Genomic DNA, 16020 nt, shown 5'->3' on the forward strand with positions numbered 1-16020 from the left:
TTGCGCTATTCCCGCTGCGCTTTCTGGTAGGTGTTAGTTCCCCTGCCACACTGAGGCAGAGATTGCCGGTAACGACAGTACCCCATCCTGTAATGTGCCCTTGCCCTCTTTACCGTGCCAGACTTTGACATCCAGTAACGGCGATTCCGGCAGGACAACTTCGCAGTGCTCGCCACGGTTAATCGCCACCAGCACCCTTTCTTGCTGATACAGACGCAAAAAGATCACCACGTTCCCTTCGGCGTAGATAACCTGACAGCCGCCGTAACAGAGCGCCTGGCTACGTTTGCGCAGACGGGCCAGCCGCTGATAGAGCACCAGCAGTTCCGTGTCCTGTTTCGCTTTGTCCCACGGGAAGGGTTTGCGGCAGAAGGGATCGTTGGCACCGTCCAGCCCAACCTCATCACCATAGTAAATGCAGGGCACGCCGGGCCAGGTAAACAGCCAAACCACCGCCAGCGGCAACCGGGCCACATCTTTTCCCAACACCGTTTTAAAACGCGGCGTGTCGTGGCTATCGAGTTGGTTGAACATACGTAACTGTTGCTGATGCGAAAGCCCGGCGCGGTAGTTATCCATCCATACCATGCAGGTTTGCGCATCAATACGCTGGGGATCCATCGAAATATCGGTATTCGCCAGAAACGCCCATACCGGAAAGGTAAAACCACGGTAGTTCATGGCGGCGTCTTCCACGTCCGCCTGTAGCCACTGGCGCGCATCGCCAAAATGCTCGCCAACGATGTAGGCCTCAGGCAGCGTCTCTTTGGCGGCTTTGGTAATCCCGGCGACATGTTGCAGGTTATTGCGCGCACCGCCCCCCTCACCCAGCATATGCACCACATCCAGCCGCCAGCCATCCATATTCCAGGGCGCTTTCAGCCAGTGACGTACCACACTGTCTTCGCCCTGGTACATCTCGTTCACCAGAGTTTGCGCCTGGTAGTCCAGCTTTGGCAGGCTGGAATAGCCCAGCCAGTCACGCGCGCGGCCATCCTCATCAAAACTGTACCATTCACGCCATTCGGAAGCGGGATTATGACAGGCGCCGGTGGTGCCGCGGTTGTGTCGGTCAAACCAGGCATGTGAATCACCGCTGTGATTAAAGACCCCGTCCAGTACCAGACGGATCCCCAGACGAAGGGTACTCCGACGCAGGCGAAGCAGTGCCTGATCGCCGCCGAAACGTGCGTCCACGTGACGATAATCTTCCGTATCATATTTATGCACGCTAGGGGCGACAAAGACCGGGTTCAGATAAAGCGCAGTTACGCCCAGTTCATGCAGATAGGACAGCTTTTCACTGATACCGTCCAGCGTACCGCCATAAAAGGTCGAGCCGCCGGCCTCGCCGCTCAACGGTTCATCCCAGTCGCGCAGCACAATTTCCTGGCCTGCGGCATGGTGATAGTAAACGTTGTCCTGCCGATCTTGATGCTGTTCCCCCCGGGCAAAACGATCGGGGAAGATCTGATAGAACACCTGTTCTGCTACCCACTGCGGCCCACTGTCAGGGGAATCGACGGCGAATTGCTCCAGCCGTGCAGGGGGAAACGGGCTAAACCCCTGAGGGGTAAACCAGAGCTGGCGGTCGTCCCACAGCAGCTTAAAGCTGTAACGACGCCGCGGCTGCCCACTTTGTAGTGAGATGGCTGCACGCCAGGCCGTCACGCCTGATTTTGGTGCCAGGCGGACCCGCCGCATCGGTATCGAGGTCTCTTCATTGTCTATCTCGGCCCGTAACGTGACACGAGACGGAGGCTTACTTCCGGTTAGCCAGAGTGTCATCACCAGTTGGTCTTTGTTCTGTTTTACAAATGGCGCGACAGGCAGATGCCAGGCTTGCAACATCGACTTTCCCCTATGTCAAAAATGACCTCACTCTTGCACAAATCTCGTCTCGATAGCTCATCTTTTCTGCGTTTTTATGGGGTTGAGAACCAGGGCGCAGAAAACTCGCTGCGCATATTTTTCGCAAAGCCAGATGTGATTTGTCGGGTTTTTCGTCGGATACAGGCGCGGTAAGGTGGAAGATGAAGGAAGAGTGTTAACGCAGTGTTTGCCCGGTAATCTGACATTACCGGGCATCAGAGAATTATGCTTTCTGGCGTTTAAACATCCAGCCAATCAGTAGCAGAACAATCCACGCGAAACCCACATACAGCGAAATGCGCGTGTCCGGGTGCCAGCCAATCAGGGCGATAATAAAGACCAGAAAAACCAGGCCAGCCACCGTGGTGGCAACGCCGCCCGGGACTTTGAATTTCAGAGCATTCACTTCCTGCGGCGACAAACGACGACGGAAGGCAATTTGCGACAGCAGGATCATGATCCATACCCACACGGTGGCGAATGTCGCCAGCGAAGCAATCACCAGGAAGACGTTTTCCGGCATGATGTAATTGAGGTAAACCGCAAACAGCAGCGCGATGGTCATCACCATTACCGTGACCCACGGAATGCCGCGACGGGACGTTTTGGCAAACACTTTGGGCGCACTGCCCTGCTCCGCCATACCGTGCAGCATACGCCCCACGCCAAACACATCGGAGTTAATCGCCGACAATGAGGCTGTCAGTACGACGAAGTTAAGAATGCTGGCCGCGAAAGTGATCCCCATATGCTGGAAGGTCAGCACGAAGGGGCTACCGTCGGTCCCCACCTGGTTCCACGGGTAGATAGACATGATGACAAACAGCGTGCCCACGTAGAACACCAGGATACGCATCGGCACGGAGTTGATTGCACGCGGAATAGATTTCTCAGGGTCTTTCGCTTCCCCGGCGGTGATGCCGATGATTTCAATACCGCCGTAGGCGAACATCACCATTTGCAGCGACATCACCATCCCCAACCAGCCGTTACTAAAGAAACCGCCGTTGGTCCACAGGTTACTGATACCGGTAGGCTGGCCGCCGTTGCCAATCCCCCAGATGATGATGCCAAAACCAGCGACAATCATGATGATGATGGTAGCGACTTTGAAGAAAGAGAACCAAAACTCCAGCTCACCAAAGACTTTCACGCTCATCAGGTTGATGGCACAGATGATCAGCACCACGCTGAGCACCCAGATCCAGTGTGGTACGGCGGGAAACCAGACACCCATGTAAATGCCAAAGGCGGTCACATCGGCAATCGCCACAATCAGGATTTCGAAACAATAGGTCCAGCCGGTGATATAACCGGCCAACGGCCCGAGGTTTTCCTGCGCATAGCGGGAAAATGAACTGGCGGACGGGTTGTGTACTGACATCTCGCCCAGCGCGCGCATGATGATATACGCCGCCACACCACCGATGATATAGGCCAGCAATACGCTTGGCCCGGCCATTTTGATGGCATCGGCGGAACCGTAAAACAGCCCGGTGCCAATCGCCGACCCCAGGGCCATAAAGCGAATGTGCCGGGTACTAAGACCTCGCTTTAGTTTGTTCGTACTTTCCATGGTTTCCTGTTCCAGGATCTAAAAAAAACAAAAAACCACGGGACTTTACGTCCCGTGGTTAGTAAACCTTATTGCGCAATTAATGGGCGCTGGATGTCACCTGACGCCCGGCGGCACGATCCCAGCACACAGCCAGAGCCACCATCACCACTGTTGGCATCAACCAGGCCAGCCCCTGCTCTGCCAGCGGTAGACGTTGAGTCCAGGCCGGAAGCATATCGCTAAATGCAGATGCTTTGATACCGTCCAGTACGCCAAAGGCCAGACTGATGAACATCGCCGGTGCAATTACGCGGGTCGAATTATGCCACCAGGAGCGCGTAAAGCTTAACACCACAAGTGCGATACACGGCGGATAGATCATTGTCAGCACCGGAATAGAGATTTGAATCAGATGACTCAGCCCCAGATTCGACACCGCCATGGAGAAGATCCCCAGGATAAACACCAGCGCACGGTAAGAGAGCGGCAGATATTGCGAGAAGAACTCCGCGCAGGCGCAGGTCAGCCCCACCGCCGTAACCAGGCAGGCGATAAAAATCAGCGCAGCCAACAGGAGGCTGCCAGCGCCACCAAAGGTATGGGCAACATATGCATGCAAAATCGCAGCACCATTGGCAGACTGATCCACCAGCGTCGAGCTATCAGAACCCAGACGGAACAGCGCCAGATAGAGCAGCGTCAGACCGACGCCGGCCATCAGGCCAGCCCAGACGGTATAGCGGGTCAGCAAGCGGGCTTCTGTTACGCCACGTGAACGTGCCGCATTAACGATAACGATGCCGAACACCATCGCGCCCAGCGTGTCCATGGTGAGATAGCCATTCACAAAACCGTTCGAGAACGCCGCATGCTGGTAGGCATCCATCGCATGGCTAATCGGACCGGCTGGCCAGATGATAGCGGCAACAGAGAGAACGATCAGCGCGATAATTTTCAGCGGTGCGAGAAAATTCCCGACGGTATCCAGCAATTTGCCCGGATAGAGCGACACCAGAATGACCAGTGCAAAATAGATAATGCTGTAAATCAGCAGCGGCAAAGAACCTTCACCGGTCAGCGGCGCAATCCCCACCTCAAACGATACCGTCGCGGTACGCGGCGTGGCAAACAGCGGCCCCACGGCAAGATAGCAGACGGTGGCCAGCAGTACGCCGGCTACTTTACCAATCGGCGTGCTGAGGCTATCCACCCCTCCGCCCACTTTCGCCAGCGCGACGACCGTCAGCACCGGCAGGCCCACAGCGGTAATCAGAAAGCCAATTGAGGCAGTCCAGACGTGCTCGCCCGCCTGCAAACCAACCATCGGAGGGAAGATGATATTTCCGGCGCCGACGAACAACGCGAAAGTCATAAAGCCCAGAGCAACAATGTCTCGTGGTTTTAAATGATGGGTCATAAACGTTTACTGCCTGTGGATGTGATGTTGTAAGTGTTGAAATTTTCGCCTTATTTCAGCGGAACATTACGGCGGAAATAACCTTTAAACGTAGCGGGAAACACTTCCCGCGCTGCGTGACGGAGAATAGTTTTTCGATTTATCACGCAAATACAGTCGGTCTGACGACATACGGGGCGCAATTTAAACGCTTATAACGTTTAAAGGCAATAAGGGATCGCAAAACCAGATGGTTATACCAACTCTACAATAAATGCCAGATGAAGATACTGTATATAAGAAAAACGGATGGCTAATCATGCGAACAAAAAATAGTCAGAGACATAATCTGTTTGAAGATTCGGGAAAAACGAAGTGTGAAAAGCGGGTCTATGACAGAAGTGGAAAGAAAAACTGACACCTCAGGTGTCAGCTTGCGTTCTTCACGACGAGACGTGCGGGCAATGTAAAGCTGAAACGGGTGCCTTTACCCGGCGTACTGTCGATTTCGAGCTTACTTTCGTGATGGTTAAGCGCGTGTTTTACGATAGCCAGCCCCAAACCGCTACCACCGGTTTGCCGGGAGCGGGCTTTATCAACGCGGTAAAAGCGCTCTGTCAGGCGAGGAATATGTTCAGGCCCAATCCCCGGCCCATTATCTTCAACGATAAACTGCGCGCCAGAGATCGCACGCTGCCAGCGCACGGTAATGTGTGTTCCCGCTGGCGTATGGTTCACGGCGTTATAGACCAGATTGGAAATCGCGCTGCGTAGCTGATCCTCATTCCCCAGCACTTTCAGGTCGTTGTCGACCACGAATTCAAGCTCATGCTTCTTTTGGCTTAACGTCTGCGCCTCGCGCTCCACAACACGCAGCATCATCGGCACATCAATAGTTTCATTTGGCGGTAACGTCGGCGCCGCTTCTATTTTGGATAATGTCAGTAACTGTTTAACCAGACCTTCCATTCGCGATGTCTGCTCACGCATGGTGTGCAGCGCCTTGTCACGCGGCGGCCCTTCCAGCGTCTGCTCCTGCATCATTTCCAGATAGCCCTGCAATACCGTCAGCGGTGTGCGTAGCTCATGGCTGACGTTGGCAAAAAAGTTACGCCGGGCCCCTTCAAGCTGATGCATTTGCGTGACGTCACGCGCCACCATCAATAACTGCTGCTCGCTGTAGGGCATCACGCGGATCTCCAGATGACGACCATTGTTAAGCACCAGATTAAGCGGGCGGGTGAAATCTTTCGTTTTAAGGTAGCGGGTAAATTCCGGATAACGCAGCAGGTTGAGAATGTTTTGTCCGTTATCGTCCGGCCAGCGTAGATTCAGCAATTGCTGTGCCAGGCCATTACACCAAAACATCGTCCCCTCTTCGGTGATCATCACTAACGCATCAGGTAGCGACTCCGCGCCGCTACGAAAACGTTTGATCAGATTACCCAGCTCACGACGGCGTTTTTTATTACGCATCTGCATCTGGTGCAGACCATAAAGCAGGGGTTCCCAGCTTCCCGTGCCCGGCGGCGGCGTCATACTTTTATCGACCCACAACCACCAGGAAAGACGCATTAAATTCCAGAAATGCCAGGCCAGTAACCCGGTGACTGCCACCAGTAAAAACCAGGGCAGATAACCAAATAAAGCGCCGAGCAGTGCAGCGGGTAGACAACAAAGGATGAGTTCGAGTACCAGCCTTTTCCATGACAGCCGTTCCAGCACGCGTCACACTCCTTTCAGATTTTAGAAACGGGTCGAGAAACGATAACCCGTGCCGCGAACGGTTTGAACCATACGATCGTGGCCGCTGTGTTCCAGCGCTTTACGCAACCGGCGAATATGCACATCCACCGTGCGGTCTTCAACATACACATTCGTTCCCCAGACATGGTTCAGCAGCTGTTCGCGGCTATACACACGCTCAGGATGCGTCATAAAGAAATGCAGTAGCTTAAACTCCGTCGGCCCCATGTCCAGAGGATTTTCACCGGTCATCACACGGTGAGAGCTCGGATCAAGGCTCAACCCCTGCATTTCAATGACTTCTTCTACCGCCATCGGCGAGATACGACGCATGACAGCTTTAATACGTGCCACCAGTTCCTTGGGCGAAAACGGCTTAGTAATATAATCGTCCGCGCCCGTCTCAAGTCCGCGCACGCGGTCTTCTTCTTCACCACGGGCGGTCAACATCATCACCGGGATATCACGGGTCATCGCTTCACGCTTGAGATGTTTAATGAACTGAATACCTGAGCCACCTGGCAGCATCCAGTCGAGCAAAATTAGATCGGGCCAGGGTTCATTAAGTTGGTTCACCGCGCTGTCATAATCTTCCGCTTCGACAGGTTGAAAGCCGTTTTGTTCGAGCACGAAACACACCATCTCACGGATTGGCGCTTCGTCTTCTACGACCAGAATGCGTCTTGCCATAATTTGCCCTGTTTAAATTAAGTCATCAGCTAAGTGCGGCGCCATTATGCGTCACTTTTGTGACAGATTTATGAAACAAATGACCAACAGGTGACCCAAGCCTTTGTTTTATGACAGTGGGAAATTCTTTCACTGGCGGCTCGTGTGCCCCTGAATGTTATAATCGCGTTTACGCTTTTTTGCCACGGAACCGCTATGCGCATCCTTCATACTTCGGACTGGCACCTGGGTCAGAACTTCTACAGTAAAAGCCGCGCCGCCGAACACGACGCTTTCCTCACCTGGCTGCTGGTCACCGCTGAGGAGCACCTGGTCGACGCCATTATTGTCGCGGGTGACATCTTTGATACCGGCTCCCCACCCAGCTATGCGCGCGAGCTGTACAACCGTTTTGTGGTAAAATTACAGCAGACGGGTTGTCATCTGGTTGTGCTGGCAGGCAATCATGATTCAGTAGCCACCCTTAATGAATCGAAAGATATTCTTGCGTGGCTGAAGACAACCGTTGTTGCCAGCGCAGGCAGCGCGCCTTTTTATTTACCGTTGCGTGACGGTTCGCCCGGTGCGGTTTTCTGCCCGGTGCCTTTTTTGCGTCCACGCGACATCATGACCAGCCAGGCGGGACTCTCCGGGCAAGAAAAACAGCTTCATTTGCTGCAAGCCATTACCGATTACTACCAGCAACAGTATCAGGCCGCCTGCGAATTACGCGGCGACAGCGTGCTGCCGATAATCGCCAGTGGGCATCTGACCACCGTCGGTGCCAGTAAGAGTGACGCCGTACGTGACATCTATATCGGTACGCTGGATGCCTTCCCCGCGCAAAACTTCCCGCCTGCGGATTACATCGCGCTTGGGCATATTCACCGCCCACAAAAGCCGGGTGGGCAAGAGCATATCCGCTACTGCGGCTCGCCTATCGCTCTGAGCTTTGACGAAACCGGTAACAGCAAATATGTCAATCTGGTGACATTTTCAGCAGGAAAACTGGCGGATGTGACAGCGCTGGAAGTCCCTGTTACACAGCAACTGGCGGTCATCAAGGGTGATCTTGAGTCGATTCGTCAGCAACTTGAGCAGTGGCGTGGCAGCCCAACCGACGCTCCCGTGTGGCTGGATATTGAGATCGCAACCGAGGATTATCTGAGCGACATGCAGCGAAAAATTCAGGCGCTTACCGCCGATCTGCCGGTCGAGGTGTTATTGGTTCGCCGCAGCCGCGAACAGCGGGAGCGCATCCTCGCGGGCGAGCGCAGCGAAACCTTAAGCGAGTTAAAAGTGGAGGAGGTTTTCGCGCGTCGCCTGGCGCAGGAGAAGCTCGATGACATCCAGATTGCCCGCCTGCAGTCGCTCTTTTCCGAAACGCTCCACTCGCTCAATCAGGAGCATGACGCATGAAAATCCTCAGCCTACGCCTGAAAAACCTGAACTCATTAAAAGGCGAATGGAAGATTGATTTCACCGCCGAGCCGTTTGCCAGTAACGGCCTGTTTGCCATCACCGGGCCAACCGGCGCCGGGAAAACGACACTGCTGGATGCCATCTGCCTGGCGCTCTATCACGAGACACCGCGTCTGAATACCGTTTCACAGTCGCAGAATGATCTGATGACACGTGACACCGCCGACTGCCTGGCAGAGGTCGAATTTGAAGTTAAAGAGGTCGCTTATCGTGCATTCTGGAGCCAGAGCCGTGCGCGTAATCAGCCGGACGGTAATTTGCAGGTTCCGCGTGTAGAACTGGCCCGCTGTGCAGACGGTAAGATCCTCGCCGACAAAGTAAAAGATAAACTGGAGCTAACCGCCGCCTTAACCGGGCTCGATTATGGCCGTTTCACCCGCTCCATGTTGCTCTCCCAGGGGCAATTCGCCGCGTTTCTCAACGCCAAACCGAAAGAGCGTGCAGAACTGCTTGAAGAACTGACCGGCACCGAAATCTACGGGCAGATTTCTGCCGATGTGTTTGAAAAACATAAAGTTGCCAAAATCGAGCTGGAGAAACTGCAGGCGCAGGCCGAAGGCGTGGTTCTGCTTACCGATGAGCAGCGGGAATCCCTGAATGCAAGTGTGCAGGCACTCACTGACGAAGAACAGCGTCTGTTAGACGGGCAGCGGAGTGTGCAGGCACAACTGAACTGGCTTATTCGCAGCGGTGAACTACAAGCCGCCTGCGACCAGGCATACAAAGCCCGGCAGCAGGCACAACAGGCACGCACTGCCGCCGAGCCTCAGTTGGCGCGGCTTGCGCGGGTTCAACCGGCCCTGCTGCTGCGGCCTGTCTGGGAACGGTTACTGGAGCAGCGAAAAGCAGAGGACAGCAGTCGTCGCCAGAATGAAGAAGTAAATACTCGCTTACAGGCGAGCCTCGCGCTGCGGGCACAGATCCGCGCCAGCGCTGCACGCCAGCATCAGGAATTAATGGCGTCTCAAAAAACGCTGTCACTCTGGCTTGAAGACAACAAACGCTTCCAGCGCTGGCAGACCGAGTTAACCGGCTGGCGGGCGATGCTAAGCCAGCAGGAAGATGACAAAAAGCCGTGGCATGCCCTGCAGGAACGCATTCAGCAAAACGAACACAAATTACGTAATCTGATGACCGTCTCGCTGGAGATGACAACCGATGAGGTTAGCGCAGCGATGACGCTCTGTGCGCAGAACCGCCCGCTGCGTCAACGCCTGACCGCCCTGCATGCACGTTTTGCTCCGTTACAAAAACATCTCGCCCAGCGGCAGCAAAGCCTGACCGAATTGAAAGCTGAGCAGGAAAAACTGACGGCCGAGCTGGCGCGTAAGCGTGAGCTTTATAAAGAAAAAAACCAGTTGCTGACGGATGTTCGCACCATTTGCGAGCTGGAAGACCGCATCCACAGCCTGGAAACCGAACGCGCCCGTCTGCAACCGGGTCATCCCTGTCCGCTTTGTGGTTCGGCATCGCACCCTGCGATTGCTGAATATCAGGCCATCGTCCCCGGCGTGAATCATGCCCGCCGCGATGCGCTGGATCTCGAAGTCCGTCAGGTAAAAGAGGATGGCGTGGCACTCAGCGAACGTCTGAAGGGGATAAGTGAGCGCATTGAAAAAGACGACCGCGAAGCGAAATCACTTCGCGAGCAGGAGCAAACGCTTACCAACGAGTGGCAGGAATTGTGCCTGACGCTGAATGTCACCCTGCGGCCGCAGCAAGACATCTCCAGTTGGCTGAGCGCGCAGGATGCCTACGAACATCAACTCTATCAGTTGAGTCAGCGTTTGACATTACAGAGCCAGATCAACGAGTTGCGCCTGCAGGTTCAGCAATACCAGCAGGCGGCAGAGGCGCGCCGGGCCAGTCTGGCCGCGATGCTGGAACCACTGGAGCTAACACTGCCGCCAGAAGGTGAAGAGGCACAATGGCTGGCAGCACGCACCTCGGAAGCGGAACTCTGGCAGGAAAAACAGAGCGCATTTAGCGCATTGCACGAGCAGATTGCACTACTGACGCCGCTTCTCGACACACTGCCGGAGGAGGCAGTACCGGAGGCGATAAAAACCGTTGCTCTGGACAACTGGCGGCAGGTACATAACGATTGCGTGTCGCTGCACAGTCAGTGGCAAACGCTGCAACAGCAACTACGGCTTGAGACGGAGCGCCTGGCTGAACTGGAGAAACAGTTTGCCGATGCGCTGGCAAACAGTGAGTTTGCCGATCGGCAGGACTTTCTTGCTGCGCTATTGAGCGATGACGAACGCGCGCGCCTGGAGCAGCTTCGTCAGCGTCTCGACCGTGACGAACAACAGGCACAGGTACTGGTGGCCAACGCTGAACAGGCTCTCGCGGCGCATAGCGCGCAGCCTCCTGCCGCCCTGACTGACGATACGGACGCCGAAAAATCCCGTGAGGCGCTGGAGTTGCTGGCCCGCCAGTTGCGTGAAAATACCACCCGCCAGGGGGAATGCCGGCAGCAACTTAAACAGGATGCAGACAATCGCCAGCGCCAGCAGGCGCTGATGCTGGATATTGAACGCGCGGCGCTGCGCTGTGACGACTGGGGGCATCTCAACGCGCTGATTGGCTCAAAAGAAGGGGATAAATTCCGTAAATTCGCCCAGGGGTTAACTCTCGATAACCTGGTGTGGCTGGCCAACAATCAGTTGAACCGCCTGCACGGGCGCTACTTGCTTAAACGCAAAGTCAGCGAAGCGCTGGAGCTGGAGGTCGTCGATACCTGGCAGGCCGATGCGATACGCGATACCCGCACCCTTTCCGGCGGCGAAAGTTTTCTTGTGAGCCTGGCGCTGGCGCTGGCGCTGTCGGACCTGGTGAGCCATAAAACCCGCATCGATTCACTCTTCCTGGATGAGGGTTTCGGCACGCTCGACAGCGAAACACTGGATACCGCCCTGGATGCGCTAGACGCACTGAATGCCAGTGGAAAAACCATTGGCGTTATCAGTCACGTTGAGGCAATGAAGGAGCGTATTCCGGTGCAGATTAAAGTCAGGAAAATTAACGGGCTAGGGTACAGCAAGCTGGATAGCGCATTTTCGGTGCCACACACGTAATCTGTGAATACCCGGATGCGGAGTAAGCGCCTTATCCGGGCTAGCGAACGTTTCGTTTTGAGACTAAAACCAGACCACAATTTAGTCGCCCCGGCTGGCACAGCGCAGCCGGGGAATCGTTAATTTACGCCTGAGGCCACAGCCAGGCTGCACCACGCACACCACTGGAATCACCGTGCAGCGCTTTACGGATCGGGGTTTCACACTCACCGCCGAATACCCAGTTTTTCACCAGATTCGGCACGGTTTTATACAACCGTTCGACATTGCTCATCCCGCCGCCAAGCACAATCACATCCGGGTCGAGAATATTCACCACGTGGGCCAGCGACTTCGCCAGACGCAGCTCATAACGGCTTAACGCCAGCTCGGCAAGCGGATCCTGCGCGTCCACCAGGCGAATGATTTCATTGCCTTTAAGCGTATGTCCGCTTAAGCGCTGATAATCGGTACCAAAGCCCGTGCCGGAGATAAAGGTTTCGATGCACCCTTGCTTGCCGCAATAGCACGGCACCTCTTCCCGATAACGCAATTCATCTGCATCCATCCACGGCAGCGGATTATGCCCCCACTCGCCCGCCGTCCCGTTGCCGCCGATATGCGAGCGGCCATTAAACGCCAGACCCGCTCCGCAGCCTGTACCGATAATCACCGCAAACACGGTCTGCGCACCGGCCGCTGCGCCATCCACAGCCTCAGAAACGGCCAGGCAGTTAGCGTCATTCGCCAGACGAACGTCCCGGTTTAAACGTTGGCTTAAATCTTTATCGAACGGCTTACCGTTGAGCCAGGTTGAGTTGGCATTTTTTACCACGCCCGTATAGGGGGAAATAGAGCCGGGGATCCCCATACCGACGGTGCCCGTTTGCCCGGTTTCTTTCTCAGTCAACGCCACCAGAGAGACCAGCAGATCAAGGGTTTGATGGTAATCACGCGGTGTCGGCTGACGATGGCGAAACAGCTCGTCACCGCTATCGCTGAGCGCAATGATTTCCGTCTTTGTGCCGCCTAAATCGATACCAATACGCACATAATGCTCCTCATAGTTGGACAACGCATTCACATGCAAGCGCGGCGACAATTGGTTATCATGCCCGCTGCAATTAACGACTAGACCGTGGAAAATATCATGCTGTGGTTCAAAAATTTAATGGTATACCGTCTCAGCCGCGATGTAGCGCTGCGGGCGGAAGAGATGGAAAAACAGCTTGCCCCACTATCGTTTACCCCGTGCGGTAGTCAGGATATGGCGAAAACCGGCTGGGTTCCACCGATGGGTTCACACAGTGATGCGCTGACCCACACTGCGAACGGTCAGATTATTATCTGCGCGCGCAAAGAAGAGAAAATCCTGCCTGCGCCGGTGATTAAACAGGCGCTGGAAGCCAAAATTTCCCGTCTTGAGGCCGACCAGGGCCGCAAGCTGAAAAAAACCGAAAAAGATTCTCTGAAAGACGAAGTACTGCACTCATTGCTGCCGCGCGCCTTCAGTCGTTTTAGCCAGACCATGATGTGGATTGATACCGTTAATGGCCTCATTATGGTGGATTGCGCCAGCGCGAAAAAAGCGGAAGACACGCTGGCACTGCTGCGTAAAAGCCTGGGTTCTCTGCCGGTTGTCCCGCTGACGCTGGAAACCCCTATTGAACTGACGCTGACGGAATGGGTGCGTTCCGGTACGGTGGCGCAAGGCTTCCAGCTTCTCGACGAGGCCGAACTGAAAGCCATCCTGGAAGATGGCGGCGTGATTCGCTGCAAAAAACAGGAACTGGTCAGCGATGAGATCGCCGTGCATATCGAAGCGGGCAAAGTGGTAACCAAACTGGCGCTCGACTGGCAGCAACGCGTTCAGTTTGTGGTATGTGATGATGGATCGATTAAACGCCTGAAATTTGGTGATGAGCTCCGCGATCAGAACGAAGATATCGACCGCGATGATGTCGCCCAGCGCTTTGATGCCGATTTTATTCTGATGACAGGTGAACTGGCGACGCTGATCCACAGTCTGGTAGAAGGACTCGGCGGCGAAGCTCAGCGCTAAGACAAAAAAATCAGACGCTAAAAAGCAGAACGCCCGGTTTAGCCGGGCGTTTTTTTACAGATAACGGCAGAGATAAGAGGTCGGCTCGGCTACCTGCAGATGAAATTCACTTTGGCCGGCAACATTGAACACTTCACCCGCAGAGTAAGTCTTCCACTCAGTTTCACCAGGCAGCAAAACATGAAGCGCACCGCTAATGACCGTCATCTCTTCCGGCTGCGCGGTACCAAAGGTGTATTCACCTTCCACCATTACGCCCACACTGGCGCGGCCAGTACTGCTGCTGGTAAAACCAATGGATTTCACTTTACCGGAAAAGTATTCGTTACTTTGAAGCATGAACTGGCCCTTATAAAGAAAATGTCTGGAAAAACACTATAGAGGCCAGACTTCGCTTCTGTCACGCGAAATTGCAGCGTAAAACGGCTTATACCAGCAGTTCCGAGGCGAGCCGCGCCACCAGAACATTAGAAAGTAATACTGGCACATCCAATGATTTTTGAAGTAAATCTCTGTGCCATTGATGAAAACCGAGGCAATCAAGCATTAATACGTCCGCACCCTGCTCAATGAGCTCTTTTCCCGCCGAAACCAGTTGATATTCAGTCGCCTCGTACGGGTGTGCCAGCGTATAAAATGGCGTCTTTTCCAGCACGCTCCATTTTAGCTGCTGTGGTTCCATCAATTCAGGGATCGGCACAATCACCCCCACCTGATGACCATCAACAATCGAGGCAACAAGGGGCGGGATAATACGCTGTGGTTCGATCAAAATGGCATTACGCGCATTCAGCCCACGAATATCTGCCGTACTCATCAGCAAAATAACGTCGTAGCCCTGGTTGTCCATCACTTCGATAACGCTTTGCAGATCACGCTCCACTTTCTCGCGCGAGACCATCGCAATACTGCCATCGCACAGGCGCGTAGGCAGCGGCGTTTCGCCCGGATCAACTTTGTAATCTGTCAGGACGTCCTGGGGATCCATTTTACCAAGCAGGCTGAAATGGGTTATCTGCTGTTCAGAAATATGCTCGGTCAGCAACGGTAATATCGTTTGAACAGGCACCACCCCTACGGTGAGGATCGCCATCGTTGAACTCATCTTGTTCATCCACCTTGCAAAACTGCTTTTTCATTAATGCTTTGACGCAGCCTAAATGCACAGGCAACTTCCAGGTTCTAAAAGATTCCCAAATACGCCAGTAATGTCTGATTATTGACGGTCCTCATCCATCTTGCCAGAGTGAAAAATGTGATGAGGACCCGTTTATTTCATGTTTCAGAACTTTTTCAAGGCAATCAGTTTTTATCTGGATCCTCATACCGCTTTTTAGCATCCAGCGCTTCTTGTTCAGTGGGGTGCTCACTGATTAAAGAGTCAGGTTTAGGATGGTCGGCACGCAATTCGTACCAGGTGACGGTCTGCCCGGCTGTGCCTTTTTCTACAGCAACAACACGGGCTTCACGAGGATAAGGTGGTTTACCAGGCATGACGTTACCTCAGTTACGGGGTCAGGCCTTAAGTATAGACAATCGTTTCGCTAGCTGGCGCGCGCCAGACGCAGAGCAGTCTGAATTTCAGCGATCACCAAATCAAGATCTTGCGCGGCATTCACAACATGATGTGCAGCTTCACGGTAGAGGGCATCACGAACCGCAAGAATTTCGCCCACTTCTTCGCGAACTGGCTTACCGGTCAAGGTCGGACGCTGGCTCTCTTTCGGGTACGCTTCCAGACGATCAACCAGTACCGGGACAGGCGCAGAGAGATAAATCACCACACCCTGCTCGCGCATAAACTTGCGATTATATTCGCTCAGAATGATACCGCCGCCAGTGGCAACAACACGCGCAGGCGCGGTAACAGCTTCCAGAGCTTCGGTTTCACGCGCACGAAAACCATGCCAGCCTTCTTTGCTTACGAGCTGGGCAACGGTCATCTGCGCCTGCTCCTGCAACCAATGGTCTGTATCGACAAACTGACAAAGGTGTAACTGTGATAACGCATGACCAACGGTAGTCTTACCGCAACCGCGTGCGCCAACTAAAAAAATGGGTAACGTCATGAACGGGTGTTCCCTCTGATATCGCAAGGTGAAAAAAAGAAAAATAAGATAACGGTAAATCACCCTGCCGGGCGTTGAGTGATCGTAAACAAATCGTTACGCTTCAA

The 16020-nt window shown here is 54.2% G+C and carries 13 protein-coding genes; 3 read left to right on the forward strand and 10 right to left on the reverse strand.

The genetic code is table 11. The annotated features are described in order from the left end of the window. Positions 1–33 precede the first annotated feature (33 nt). The 5 genes from malZ to phoB form a co-directional block, all read right to left on the reverse strand. Complete coding sequence (malZ, locus tag ACS0RQ_RS21775; RefSeq protein WP_271850703.1) at positions 34–1851, reverse strand: maltodextrin glucosidase; 1818 nt, start codon at positions 1849–1851, stop codon at positions 34–36. Positions 1852–2095: 244 nt separating this feature from the next. Next, positions 2096–3448: a proline-specific permease ProY gene (gene proY, locus ACS0RQ_RS21780; RefSeq protein ID WP_079497574.1), complete on the reverse strand. Its 1353-nt coding sequence runs from the start codon at positions 3446–3448 to the stop codon at positions 2096–2098. Between the two features lie 79 nt (positions 3449–3527). Further along, positions 3528–4847, reverse strand: coding sequence for a branched-chain amino acid transporter carrier protein BrnQ (gene brnQ / locus ACS0RQ_RS21785; RefSeq protein ID WP_041852543.1), 1320 nt, complete (start codon positions 4845–4847; stop codon positions 3528–3530). A 408-nt stretch (positions 4848–5255) separates the two neighbouring features. Further along, positions 5256–6551 (reverse strand): phosphate regulon sensor histidine kinase PhoR, encoded by a 1296-nt coding sequence (gene phoR, locus ACS0RQ_RS21790; protein ID WP_271850702.1) that lies wholly within the window; start codon positions 6549–6551, stop codon positions 5256–5258. Positions 6552–6572: 21 nt separating this feature from the next. Next, a complete protein-coding gene (gene phoB, locus ACS0RQ_RS21795; RefSeq protein WP_041852545.1) occupies positions 6573–7262 on the reverse strand; it encodes a phosphate response regulator transcription factor PhoB in 690 nt (229 codons plus the stop codon). 195 nt (positions 7263–7457) lie between these two features. Here phoB and sbcD point away from each other — a divergent pair, with 195 nt between their 5' ends. Together sbcD and sbcC are read left to right on the forward strand one after the other, a co-directional pair. Continuing rightward, complete coding sequence (gene sbcD / locus ACS0RQ_RS21800; RefSeq protein ID WP_271850701.1) at positions 7458–8660, forward strand: exonuclease subunit SbcD; 1203 nt, start codon at positions 7458–7460, stop codon at positions 8658–8660. Beyond that, positions 8657–11803 carry an exonuclease subunit SbcC gene (gene sbcC / locus ACS0RQ_RS21805; protein ID WP_271850700.1) on the forward strand — a complete coding sequence of 1049 codons (3147 nt, stop codon included), beginning with the start codon at positions 8657–8659 and terminating at the stop codon, positions 11801–11803. The genes sbcD and sbcC overlap by 4 nt, the downstream gene beginning before the upstream one ends. A 124-nt stretch (positions 11804–11927) precedes the next feature. On the opposite strand, the gene mak is transcribed toward sbcC, so the two are convergent. Next, the gene (mak, locus tag ACS0RQ_RS21810) at positions 11928–12833 is read right to left on the reverse strand and encodes a fructokinase (RefSeq protein WP_271850699.1); all 906 of its coding nucleotides are present in this window, start codon (positions 12831–12833) and stop codon (positions 11928–11930) included. A 99-nt stretch (positions 12834–12932) separates the two neighbouring features. Between mak and rdgC the strand changes: the two genes are divergently transcribed. Then, positions 12933–13844 carry a recombination-associated protein RdgC gene (gene rdgC / locus ACS0RQ_RS21815; protein WP_079497577.1) on the forward strand — a complete coding sequence of 304 codons (912 nt, stop codon included), beginning with the start codon at positions 12933–12935 and terminating at the stop codon, positions 13842–13844. A gap of 54 nt (positions 13845–13898) precedes the next feature. Here the strand turns inward: rdgC and ppnP are convergent, their stop codons facing one another. The 4 genes from ppnP to aroL form a co-directional block, all read right to left on the reverse strand. Further along, positions 13899–14183 carry a pyrimidine/purine nucleoside phosphorylase gene (ppnP, locus tag ACS0RQ_RS21820; protein ID WP_041852550.1) on the reverse strand — a complete coding sequence of 95 codons (285 nt, stop codon included), beginning with the start codon at positions 14181–14183 and terminating at the stop codon, positions 13899–13901. Positions 14184–14271: 88 nt separating this feature from the next. Further along, entirely contained in the window at positions 14272–14949 is a 678-nt protein-coding gene (locus tag ACS0RQ_RS21825) for an AroM family protein (protein WP_271850698.1), read from the reverse strand. A gap of 197 nt (positions 14950–15146) precedes the next feature. After that, positions 15147–15338: a protein YaiA gene (gene yaiA, locus ACS0RQ_RS21830; protein ID WP_041852552.1), complete on the reverse strand. Its 192-nt coding sequence runs from the start codon at positions 15336–15338 to the stop codon at positions 15147–15149. A gap of 50 nt (positions 15339–15388) precedes the next feature. Further along, positions 15389–15913, reverse strand: a complete 525-nt coding sequence (aroL, locus tag ACS0RQ_RS21835) for a shikimate kinase AroL (RefSeq protein ID WP_041852553.1) — start codon at positions 15911–15913, stop codon at positions 15389–15391. Between the last annotated feature and the right edge of the window lie 107 nt (positions 15914–16020).

Origin of the sequence: Phytobacter diazotrophicus (assembly GCF_052061655.1) — a bacterium.
Taxonomy (GTDB): Bacteria; Pseudomonadota; Gammaproteobacteria; order Enterobacterales; family Enterobacteriaceae; genus Phytobacter; species Phytobacter diazotrophicus.

Bases quoted from the DNA above. Each gene is read 5' to 3' on its own strand.
- sbcC (WP_271850700.1), top strand. From the start codon at position 8,657: ATGAAAATCCTCAGCCTACGCCTGAAAAACCTGAACTCATTAAAAGGC.
- rdgC (WP_079497577.1), top strand. From the start codon at position 12,933: ATGCTGTGGTTCAAAAATTTAATGGTATACCGTCTCAGCCGCGATGTA.
- malZ (WP_271850703.1), bottom strand. From the start codon at position 1,851: ATGTTGCAAGCCTGGCATCTGCCTGTCGCGCCATTTGTAAAACAGAAC.
- ppnP (WP_041852550.1), bottom strand. From the start codon at position 14,183: ATGCTTCAAAGTAACGAATACTTTTCCGGTAAAGTGAAATCCATTGGT.
- proY (WP_079497574.1), bottom strand. From the start codon at position 3,448: ATGGAAAGTACGAACAAACTAAAGCGAGGTCTTAGTACCCGGCACATT.
- brnQ (WP_041852543.1), bottom strand. From the start codon at position 4,847: ATGACCCATCATTTAAAACCACGAGACATTGTTGCTCTGGGCTTTATG.
- sbcD (WP_271850701.1), top strand. From the start codon at position 7,458: ATGCGCATCCTTCATACTTCGGACTGGCACCTGGGTCAGAACTTCTAC.
- yaiA (WP_041852552.1), bottom strand. From the start codon at position 15,338: ATGCCTGGTAAACCACCTTATCCTCGTGAAGCCCGTGTTGTTGCTGTA.
- aroL (WP_041852553.1), bottom strand. From the start codon at position 15,913: ATGACGTTACCCATTTTTTTAGTTGGCGCACGCGGTTGCGGTAAGACT.
- phoB (WP_041852545.1), bottom strand. From the start codon at position 7,262: ATGGCAAGACGCATTCTGGTCGTAGAAGACGAAGCGCCAATCCGTGAG.
- ACS0RQ_RS21825 (WP_271850698.1), bottom strand. From the start codon at position 14,949: ATGAGTTCAACGATGGCGATCCTCACCGTAGGGGTGGTGCCTGTTCAA.